Genomic DNA, 10876 nt, shown 5'->3' on the forward strand with positions numbered 1-10876 from the left:
ATTCACCTTCGGCTTGGTAGCCTAAAAGTTTCTCTTCAATTTTATGCATATTCTTAACGTTATTTTCATAACTGGCGCCTTCAGCACTTTGCATAATTAAGAAGAAATTACCGCGATCTTCTTTTGGCGTGTATTCAGAAGGTAGCTTGTTAAACAATAAAAATACCGCGGCTAATGACAAGCCCAGTACTAACACGATAAGAATAGGTTGATGAATACTATTTTTCAGGGCTCTGCCATAAGCTGCTTCAAAGCGGGCAAAAGTGCGATCCAGTTTTTGACCAAAAGAAGAACTACGCTCTCTGTGCTTCAACATTTTTGAACACAACATTGGCGTTAGTGTTAAAGCCGTCAAACTTGAAAAAACTACAGCCGCCGCGATGGCAATGGCGAATTCAGTAAATAACCGTCCCATGTTGCCCGATAAAAATACCAGCGGAACAAACACAGATACAAGCACTAAGGTGGTGGCAACTACGGCAAAGGCTACTTCCCTACCGCCTTCATAAGCGGCCATCAAAGGTGTTTGACCATTTTCGATACGGCGGTAAATATTTTCGAGTACCACAATAGCATCATCAACAACTAGACCAATAGCGAGTACTAAAGCTAATAACGTTAATAAGTTAATAGAGAAACCAAACCAAGATAGCGCCATCAAAGAGCCAATCAAAGCAACCGGTACGGTAATAGCAGGAATGATGGTAGCGCGAATATTTCCGAGGAATAAGAAAATAACCAATACCACCATTAACATGGCAATAATTAAGGTGTTATAAACTTCATCAATAGAGCCTTGAATAAAGACCGAGCTATCATAACTATTGGTAATCGTTGTACCCACAGGTAAAGAGCTACGGATAGTAACCATCTCTTTTCTCGCAGATTTAACCACGTCTAAGGTATTGGCTTTAGATTGCTTGATGACACCCAAGCCGACCATATTTTTACCATTGCCGCGGAACATATTTTCATCATCTTGCGCGCCAATAAAGACTTCGGCAACATCACCTAAGCGCACTACAGAGTTAATTGCAGAACTACTTTCAGAACTACTACCAGAATCACCTTCTGAGTGACTAATTACCATATTGGCAAAATCTTGCACCGTTAAATAGCTACGCTCGACCCGAATAGAAAAATCTCTATCTATTGACTCGATGCGCCCTGCCGGTAACTCTACATTTTCATCACGTAAGGTTTCTTCTATATCTTGCACGGTAATATTACGTGCCGCCATGGATACACGATTTAGACGTATTTTCATGGCATAAGTACGGCCACCGCCCACTTGCACACGGGCAACACCATCAACCACCGCAAAACGGTCAACGATATAGCGATTCGCGTAATCAGTTAGCTCTAGCGTACTCATGGTTTCGCTTTGCAGCACAAACCAAACAATGACATTTTCATCGTCATTGGCTTTTGAAACTTCAGGTGGATCAGCCTGCTCTGGTAAGTTATTTAATGCGCGAGAGATACGATCGCGGACATCATTAGTCGCGGCATCAATATCTCGGTCTAAATTAAATTCAATGGTGATACTTGAACGACCAACACGGCTATTAGAATTGATGGTTTTAACCCCTTCAATGCCACTAATTCTGTCTTCAAGTAATTGGGTTATTTTAGTTTCAACTATAGCGGCAGAAGCCCCTGGGTAATTGGTACTAATATTAACTATCGGTGGATCAATATCTGGATATTCTCTTAATGGCAGCATTAAAAAAGCAACAATACCAAAGGTGATAATAAGTAAGTTTATTACCGTGGCAAAAACTGGTCGTTTTACCGATAAATCAGATAAAATCACTAGTGCTTTCTCCCTTTATCAGCAGTAGGATTTTCTTCAGTTTGAGCAAGTGCTTGTTCTTCAGATTCTTGACCTATGATACTAACCGCTGAGCCATCACGAAGTTTAAGTGCGCCTTCAACGACCACTTCTTCACCTGCAACTAAGCCTGAAATAACTTCCACCACACCAGGATGGCGACGACCAATTTTTATCGCTTTACGTACGGCTTTACCATCAATCACAGCAAAGACATAATGATTATCTTCAATAGGTATAATGCTACTTTCAGGTAATTGCAGTATGTTTTCTACTTGCAATAACACGCTAATTTTAAGCAACATACCAGGGTGGAGTTTTGACACTTTGTTATTGATGGTAGCGCGAACTTTAATGCTGCGGGTACTTGAGTCAATACGACTATCAATGGCAGAAATTTTGCCAATAAATTCTTTATGTTGGTAAGCGGTATTTACCGCGCTAATTTGTTGACCAACATGAATATGCGTTAATAAACGCTCAGGTAAATGAAAGTCTACTTTAATAACACTCAAGTCATCTAAGCGAGTAATCACACTTCCGGCATCAATATAAGCGCCCTTACTCACCTCACGAAAACCCAATACACCGGAAAATGGTGCTCGAATTGTTAAGTTACTTAATTTAGCGCGAGCACTGGTTAGCTGCGCTTCAATCGCTTTAGTTTTCGCTTCTTGTTGCTCTACCAATGATTTGGAGGTTGCTCTACTGGCAAGTAACTCAGATAAACGCTTTAAATGCGCCTGTGATTCTGACAGGTTAGCTTTTAACTCACTCACTTTGGCTAGCTCTTCTTGATTATTCAGCTTAACCAGTACAGCACCTTTTTTAACTGTTTGGCCATCGTCAAAGTAGATTTCATCAACAAGATCAGAATATTTACTGGTGATCACCACTTGCTCATTGGCACGCGCGGTACCGACCGCTTCGACACTTTCAATAAACTCGGCCAACACCACTGGCACCATTTTTACCGCAACCACACGCTTGAATTTACTTTTTTCTTGCTTAGCTTCTGGCCATTGCAAATAAGTAATTAAGGCCACAAGAATGGCAAGTATAATGAATAAAGGTAAACGGCGGGTAACAGCCGAAGTACTTGCAGTCGCTGTAGATACAAACTTATTTGACATAAAGAGGTTCTCTAATAACATAGTAATAGTGTGGTGGCGATCGTGTATTTAAAGCATATATCCAAGCGGGCTGGGAGTAATTGCACGCAAATACTATAACCTATAGACCTATCAATAGCATTTACCTAGCCAGTAACTTAGCTTAAAATATTAACCACTTAACGCAAATTAACGTAAAAGAGAAAAACCTTGAATAAATTAGCCGTATTAGCCTTTGCCATATTATTATTTCTCAGTACCATGTTATGGTATCTCGCCAATGGCTCTTTAAATGATTACCTAAAAAGCCAAGTTCTTTTGCAAAGCCATTACTATAGCGGGCAAAAATCTCAGTTACTCAGCGCTAATTTTTCAACTAATAGCGGTATTACTACCTTTACCAATTTCTCTGTTGCCAATATAGATGGTTTAACTCAGCCTCAGCTATTTAAAGTCGATAACATCAGCGTACAACTGGCAGAGCTTGCAACTAGCCAATTTGACGCCCCCAGCGTAGCGAAAAAAACCACGACTTTAGTGCATGTTAAACAACTTCGCTTCAATAACTTACACGCTTGGTCAGAGATTGATAAAATAAGTGAAACCGGTAAAACTAATTTAGAAGTTTTGATTAAAAAAGTTGAGACGAAACTAGCCACTGACTACCCGGCTTTATACCCACAACTAAGCGCTGAGCTATACGCAAAAATGTACCCTGAGCGCAGCGAAGAATTGGCCTTAGAAAATATTGATTCCAGCCGAGAAGTAGCAGAAATTGAAACCAACAAAGCAGTTATCGCCTCCAATGCCGCTAAACAGAAAAGACGTTTATTAGGTAAAGCACTAACCCGCGTTCGCATCAGTTCAGTACTTATTGAAGAATTAACCCTGACTATTGTTAAAGACAATAAAGTGATGAGCAAACAATTTGAGAATATCGAGCTAGGCAGTATTGGTAATGAAGATGGCTTAGACAGTAATCAATTAGGTGGAGAGCTACTTAAGCTGTTACTCAAGGAGTTAATTCGTCTTGAAAACTCTAACACTATGGAAAGCTTGGCTAATTAGCTTGAACAGCAAGAATAAATAAATATGATAGTTTGCTAAAAATAACTAAAGTTCGCGCATTTTTGCCGATATAGATCAAAGTGATAATTAAATCTTACTGTTATTATTAGGAACTATTACGTTGTGCAAACTATGTCATCTACTATGAAACAATTAATTTCTGTTACCGATTTAAAAGGTAATTATACCTATGTAAATCAAGCGTACTGCCAAACCACAGGTTATCAAGAAAGTGATCTGCTAAATACTGATACACGTAGCTTAACTCATCAGCAAATGCCCAAAGTGGTACTCGATGAGTTATCAGCAACGTTAGCAAAAGGATTTTCATGGCAAGGATTATTACAGCTGAAGAGTAAAGCCGGTAAGAGTATTTGGCTTGATGTATTTATCACCCCGCAATATAGCCAAAGCAAGATAATAGGATTTCAATGCATTAGCTCTGTGGCAAGCACCAAGCTTGCCAGCGATGCTGATCACATCTACCAAGCGCTCAACAAACAAAATAACTGGGTAACTTTTGAATTTACTAAGAACCATAAATTTGCTTTTTTAATATTGCTCACTGTCTTAGCTCAAGGTTATATTTTCACTCAGCTTGGTTTACTTGCTTCAGTTATTGCCGGCCTGAGCGCAGTTACGCCTATTATCATATTTTGGTCAGATATAATTCCGACAGCTATGCGTGCTCAGCACATGCAAACGGTGTTCGACTCAGTATCACGTAAAGTCTATTTCGGTAAAGGCAGCGCCAGTGTTTTTGATTTTAATTTCTCACTGTTAAAAACCAAAATCAAAGCCATCATAGAGCGCACACTTGATGCTGCTAAGCCAATAAAAACGGTGATGGCGAAAGTCAGCCAAGGTTTAACCGATACCCGCAGCACACTAGCGCAGCAAAAAGATGATTTAGAGCAGTTAAGTACGGCGATGAGTCAAATGCAAGAATCAACGCAAGATATCGCCCAAAATACCGTTAATGTTGCTAGCGAATTAGAAATAACTTTCGAACACTGCGAGCAATCACAAAAAAGTATTTATGAAACCAGTGATAAAATTAGCCAATTAGCGCAAGCGGTAGAAAATGCTTCAAGCTCAGCCGATAGCTTAACGCAATCGGCTAATAATGTTGGTGAGTTGATGGAGGAGATTCAATCTATTGCCGATCAAACCAACTTACTGGCATTAAATGCTGCCATTGAAGCGGCTCGCGCGGGTGAACATGGTCGTGGTTTTGCTGTTGTAGCTGATGAAGTACGTAACTTATCATCACGCACGCAAGAATCAGCAGTAAAAATCCATCAACGCTTAACCATTATGCTCAACACCATAGAGCAATGGGTAGCCTTAATGAATAAAAATAAAGATGAAGCACAATTTTGTGTCGATAGTGCACAAGCATCACATCAGCAAATTGATTTAGTGGTTGAGAAAATGCAAAACATTAACCAAGCTGCCACTCAAATTGCTACGGCCGCAGAAGAGCAATCTTGTGTATCTCATGAAATTAATAATCACTTAAATGATATTGCTCACACTACTGAGACTACTTGGCAGCAAACCGATAGTGTTGCAGAGCAAATGCAAGAGCTGGCGAAGAGTGTTGATGATATCGCTGACTTAGCTAGCACCTTTGTACCAAAATCAAGGTAAGCTCCATTTGCTATCAATGGAAAACTAGCAGTTAAAAACTAATTCTGCCGACAGTACTGAAACTACTTGGCAGCAAACCGACCATATTACCGAGCATGTTGCTGAGCAAATGCAAGAGCTAGCAAAAGTATTGATGATATCGCTGACTTAGCTAGCACCATCGTGCCAAAATCAAGGTAACTAGTCAGTCAAAAATGAAAATCAAGGGAACTAGCTCTTCATTGGTCTCAATAAATACTGTTCTACTACCGTCACAATGCAAGTCGGCAATCAAATGTGGTGAGCCATCATCATTAAGCTCTAAATACCCTAAGCCACTGTTTGGCTGCAGCCTTTGATGGACTAATTTTAACTTTTCAGCCTTAGCTTGTGTTAAAGCTGAAGGCTTATATTGAATATCGGTGCTAACCATTAACTTACGACCTTTAATACGCATAGAGCGGCGTTTGGTAAATTAGTATTAATAGCAAAGCCAAGTTGTTGTTTTATGAATTTAAATCAACACATTACCTTTACTGTCGATACCACAGATTTCTTGCATCACAATACTCAAGCCTTGAGTTACTTCCATTTCATTCATGGCAGCAAAGCCCAAGCGGATAAAGCGATACTCATTTTTAGGTAAGTCATGGTCAGATGATTTTTCGCAAGATAAGTCTTTGATCCTGCTAAATTCAAGTTCCGTTTGCAGATAGACCCCTTGGGCTAATAGCTTATCTTTTAAGCCAACAACAGATTTACCGGTATCAAGCCAAATTGCCATACCGCCTGCAGGAATTTCAAATTGAATTGGCAACCCTTGCTCTTGGTATGTGTGCAATAGTGACACCATAAAGTCACGACGTTTTTGATATAGCCTAGTCATGCGGCGTAGGTGCCCTTCAAAGCCGCCTTGTTGCATCCATTTAGCTACTGATTGCTGTACTAAAACATTACACTTATGATTCATCAACATCTTATAAGCCGCTAGCTGCTCAATTAAGGCATCATTTGCCACCACATAACCAATACGTGCGCCGCCAAACATCAGTTTTGAAAAGGTAGAAATATAAATAACTAAGCCTGCGGGATCATCGCTAGCCATAGGTGCAATGGGTTGGCTGTCATAGTGAAACTCATGATCATAATCATCTTCCACTATGGCAACACCATATTGCACCGCTAATTGGTATATTTGCATACGCCTGCTGATATCAAGAGATACTGTGGTTGGATATTGATGTAATGGCGTCAGATAAAGTAGCTTTACCTTACCCTGAGCAAATACTTGCGCCAGATGCTCAGGCTCTATACCGCGATCATCTTGTTTGATGGCAATTAACTTCGCACCGGTACGCTCAAAAGCAGCCCAAGCGGGTGGATAACCTAGTTGTTCAACCGCAACCTTATCGCCAGGTTGTAACAGCAGTTGTGAAATCATATACAAGGCTTCTTGGGAGCCATTACAAATCATCAACTCTTTATCAGTAATCGAGCGAACACGTCTTAGATAAGTGGCGATTTCTTTAATGAGCCCTACTTCTCCAAGACTATCACCATAGCCTAAATTATCAATTTTAGGCCGCTGACAAACTTGCGAAAAATGACTTTTAAATTCATCAAAAGGAAATTTTCGGATATCTGGCTGGCCGCCGGAGAAGTTATAGGGGTATTGGCTGGCTTTTAGTTTTGGCGTGACCGGCACGTTTTGTTTGAAGCGAAACTGCCAAGCAAAGCTTTGCTGCGTTTGCGCCACTTTATTTGCTTGCCGACTAGTTTGAATTGGTAAGTTTTTTACCACACGATAACCGGATCGCTCTTTCGCTTCAACCCAACCTTGAGCCACTAATTCAGCTAAGGCCGCCATAATGGTATGGCGATTAACCGTTAACTGCTGAGCAAGTTTGCGCGCTGACGGCAATGCTTCAGTGGGAGCTACCTGCCCTTGCTTAATGGCTTGTCGCAACGCATCAGCAATAGCCAAATATTTTGCTTGTTTAGCTGAGGTCTTATTTTTATCTAAGCTCTCAGAGTTTAAGTTTAGGCTTAAATTTAAATTCAAAGTTAGGGCTTTCAATCTGGTCTATCAACTTACACAAATCTGGTTGTAGTAGTTATACCAATAATAATCATAATAACAACTACTAACTAGCCAATTTATGCAGCAACTTATGTTAACAACAGCAGCGCTTAAACCTCTTTCTCTTAAACCATTACCTCTTAAGGCGATAACACTAGAAACCAGCTTAATAAAATTAGTACCCATGACAATGCAGCACCTTGAAGGGTATTGTTTAGCAGGTAATTACCCGCAAGTTTGGCAACACATGCCCATCAACCGCTGTCAAAGCCAAGATATTGCTAAACCTTGGCTAGCAGAAGCCATCGAAAATATGGACCAAGGGCTAGAGCTTGCTTTTGTCATCATTAATAAAGTAAATAATAAAGAAAGTGATAAAAAAACAGATACCGTTATCGGCTCAACTAGACTGTTTCGTTACAATAACAAAGATAAAACCATTGAACTTGGTCATACCTTTATCACCCCGAATTTTCAACGCAGCCATGTTAACTCCCATGCTAAATACTTAATGCTAAAGCATGCTTTTGAGCAGTTAAATATGACGCGAGTAGAGATTTGTACCCATGAAAATAACCAGCAATCACGTAATGCCATTGCTCGAATAGGAGGTCAGTTCGAAGGGGTTTTAAGAAAGCATCGCCGTGCACCTAATGGCGACTCTAGAAATACTGCACTCTTTAGCATCATCGATGAAGACTGGCCGCAGGTGAAACAGCAACTACTATCAACGGGAAAAAGCCCAGAGGAGTTTATCCATGTACCCCGCTGAGCATTTTATTAATACCAAGCAGCAGCTTGCTTTGCTTGAAGTTATCGAGCAAAGCCCATTAGCGACATTACTCTTTTTTGATAATAATAATGAACTAGATATTAGCCATATTCCCTTTCACTTTACCGACAACACAATAGTGAAGATTAAAGAGAATGTGAGTGAAAGTAAAAGTGATAGTGATAGTGAGCTGTTGATAGGTCATGAATTAATGGCACATGTCAGCAATCAACATCCCTTAGCACAACACCTTAAAGGTGTTGCTAACAATGGCGATGACTATAAAGATGACTATAAAGAGAATGCGAAAGACAAAAACAGCATAACACTAATATTTCACGGTGAAGATGATTATATTTCCCCTAATGATGTCAGTGCTGAACATAGTTCAATGCAAAAAGTTCCCACGTGGAACTACGCAAAAGTACATGTCAGTGGCCAAGTTACTGAGGTCACTGACATTGATGAAAAATACCAGCATATGCTGATCAGCAGTGATCATTTTGAACAAGTTAAAGTGCAACAAAAAATAACATCACCGAATAAGCAAGTTGTTTGGTCACTTGCTTCAGCGCCAAGCCATGCTATTGAACACATGCTAAAAGCGATTACTATTTTTACTTTCACCATTAGCCGTATTGAAGGTCGCTTTAAGTTAAGTCAGAACAAAACTGCAGCATTAAGAGCGCAAATAGCCGAACAGGTAACAAGGCGAAATAAAGCTATTTTAGCAAAACAGATAACCGGAATTTAGCCTTCACTTATTTTCCATAACCAGGTATGGAATTGCGACGACTTACTTTTGCTGATATGTTGTTAACTGATATATTGTTAATTAGTAGTTAACATAACTACACTAGTGTTAACTTTTACCTATCCATAACAGATAGTTAAAAAAGCGACTGCTCAACTAGTGATAAGCAATAATAATATAAAAAGGATGTTACGATGAAAAAGACATTAGTATCTTTAACGGTACTTATAGGGTTAATGGGCTGTAATAACAGTAATAGTTTAAATGCAGCAAATGATGACAATAACAGCCCAGTGCTCATCTCTGGTTTAGATATTACCTCCATCGATGCCACGGTAAAACCTGGTGATGACTTTAACCTTTACGCTAATGGTAATTGGCTAAAGAAAACCGAAATCCCCGCTGACAAATCATCTTATGGCATTGGCACTATAGTGCACGAGCAGTCTCAAACTGATGTTAAAGCGATAATAGAAGCAGCTTCTGCCGGTAATTTCCCCCAAGGCTCAAATGAGCAAAAAGTCGGTGATTTATATCAATCTTATATTGATTGGGATACCCGTAATAAAATTGGTTTAGCCCCAATCCACCAAGAATTTAGCCAAATAGATGGCATTACTAATCATGAAGAATTAGCGATACATTTTGCCTTAGCGAATAAACTCGGTTATGCCATTCCATTTAATCTTGGGCAGTATGTCGATTTTAAAAATCCAAACTCTTATATGAGATATACCTGGCAAGCAGGTTTGGGCTTGCCAGACAGAGAATATTATTTCTTAGAGGACGATACTTCAAAAGAACTCAGAGCAAGTTACCTAAGCCATATTGAAAAAATGCTAACCCTAGCCGGATTAGCTAACCCCAAAGCGGCTGCTAAAGATATCTTTGCCTTAGAAACTAAGCTGGCAAGTCATCAGATGAAAAAAGAGCAAACTCGCGATATGGTTGCTCTTTATAATAAAATACCTACCCCTGAGCTGACTCAACTTATGCCAGATTTTAACTGGGATGGCTTCTTAGCACAATCGGGTCTTACCGATATAGATGGCGTGGTCGTTACGCAAATCGACTATATGAAAGCGCTGAATAACATCATTAAGGATACACCTATATATACTTGGCATGTCTATTTAAAATGGGGCGTGATTAATAACACTGCTAGTCGATTAACCCAAGAGCTGGATCAACAAAATTTTGAATTTTATGGCAAGACCTTACGTGGTGTAAAAACACAATTGCCAATGTGGCGCCGTGGCGTTAGTGTGGTTAATCAAAATATCGGTGAAGTAGTTGGCAAAGTCTATGTTAAAAAACACTTTCCACCGCAAGCTAAAGCTCGCATGGAAGAGTTAGTAGCAAACCTAACCAAAGCTTATAAGGTGAGTATTGAAAACCTTGATTGGATGACGCCTGAAACAAAAAAACAAGCGTTAGATAAACTATCTAAGTTTACCCCTAAAATTGGCTACCCAGATATTTGGAAAGATTACTCGGCCTTAACCATCAAAAAAGATGACTTGTTTGGTAACTTAAAACGCTCTGCACTAGTGGTTTACCAACAAGGTTTAGATAAACAAAATGGCCCGGTACAAAAACATGAGTGGGCAATGACGCCGCAAAC

9 protein-coding genes are annotated in these 10876 nt (G+C 39.7%); 5 read left to right on the plus strand and 4 right to left on the minus strand.

Annotated features, from left to right (window positions below):
• Together HRT50_RS15235 and HRT50_RS15240 are read right to left on the minus strand one after the other, a co-directional pair.
• A partial coding sequence (locus HRT50_RS15235) for an efflux RND transporter permease subunit (protein ID WP_291616000.1) occupies positions 1-1816 on the minus strand: 1816 nt, incomplete at its 3' end.
• Positions 1816-2967, minus strand: coding sequence for an efflux RND transporter periplasmic adaptor subunit (locus HRT50_RS15240; protein WP_291616002.1), 1152 nt, complete (start codon positions 2965-2967; stop codon positions 1816-1818). The genes HRT50_RS15235 and HRT50_RS15240, both read right to left, overlap by 1 nt.
• A 189-nt stretch (positions 2968-3156) precedes the next feature.
• On the opposite strand from HRT50_RS15240, the gene HRT50_RS15245 reads away from it, so the two are divergent.
• Both HRT50_RS15245 and HRT50_RS15250 read left to right on the plus strand, forming a co-directional pair.
• Positions 3157-4014 (plus strand): hypothetical protein, encoded by an 858-nt coding sequence (locus HRT50_RS15245; protein WP_291616004.1) that lies wholly within the window; start codon positions 3157-3159, stop codon positions 4012-4014.
• 132 nt (positions 4015-4146) lie between these two features.
• Positions 4147-5667, plus strand: a complete 1521-nt coding sequence (locus tag HRT50_RS15250) for a methyl-accepting chemotaxis protein (RefSeq protein WP_291616017.1) — start codon at positions 4147-4149, stop codon at positions 5665-5667.
• Positions 5668-5851: 184 nt separating this feature from the next.
• On the opposite strand, the gene HRT50_RS15255 is transcribed toward HRT50_RS15250, so the two are convergent.
• Together HRT50_RS15255 and HRT50_RS15260 are read right to left on the minus strand one after the other, a co-directional pair.
• Entirely contained in the window at positions 5852-6103 is a 252-nt protein-coding gene (locus HRT50_RS15255) for a hypothetical protein (RefSeq protein WP_291616006.1), read from the minus strand.
• 57 nt (positions 6104-6160) lie between these two features.
• Positions 6161-7708 carry a PLP-dependent aminotransferase family protein gene (locus HRT50_RS15260; protein WP_291616008.1) on the minus strand — a complete coding sequence of 516 codons (1548 nt, stop codon included), beginning with the start codon at positions 7706-7708 and terminating at the stop codon, positions 6161-6163.
• A 109-nt stretch (positions 7709-7817) separates the two neighbouring features.
• On the opposite strand from HRT50_RS15260, the gene HRT50_RS15265 reads away from it, so the two are divergent.
• The 3 genes from HRT50_RS15265 to HRT50_RS15275 form a co-directional block, all read left to right on the plus strand.
• Positions 7818-8498 carry a GNAT family protein gene (locus HRT50_RS15265; RefSeq protein ID WP_291616010.1) on the plus strand — a complete coding sequence of 227 codons (681 nt, stop codon included), beginning with the start codon at positions 7818-7820 and terminating at the stop codon, positions 8496-8498.
• Positions 8485-9252, plus strand: coding sequence for an FMN-binding negative transcriptional regulator (locus tag HRT50_RS15270; RefSeq protein WP_291616012.1), 768 nt, complete (start codon positions 8485-8487; stop codon positions 9250-9252). The genes HRT50_RS15265 and HRT50_RS15270 overlap by 14 nt, the downstream gene beginning before the upstream one ends.
• Positions 9253-9446: 194 nt before the next feature.
• A partial coding sequence (locus HRT50_RS15275) for a peptidase M13 (RefSeq protein ID WP_291616015.1) occupies positions 9447-10876 on the plus strand: 1430 nt, incomplete at its 3' end.

Origin of the sequence: Colwellia sp. (genome assembly GCF_013215345.1) — a bacterium.
Taxonomy (GTDB): Bacteria; Pseudomonadota; Gammaproteobacteria; order Enterobacterales; family Alteromonadaceae; genus Colwellia.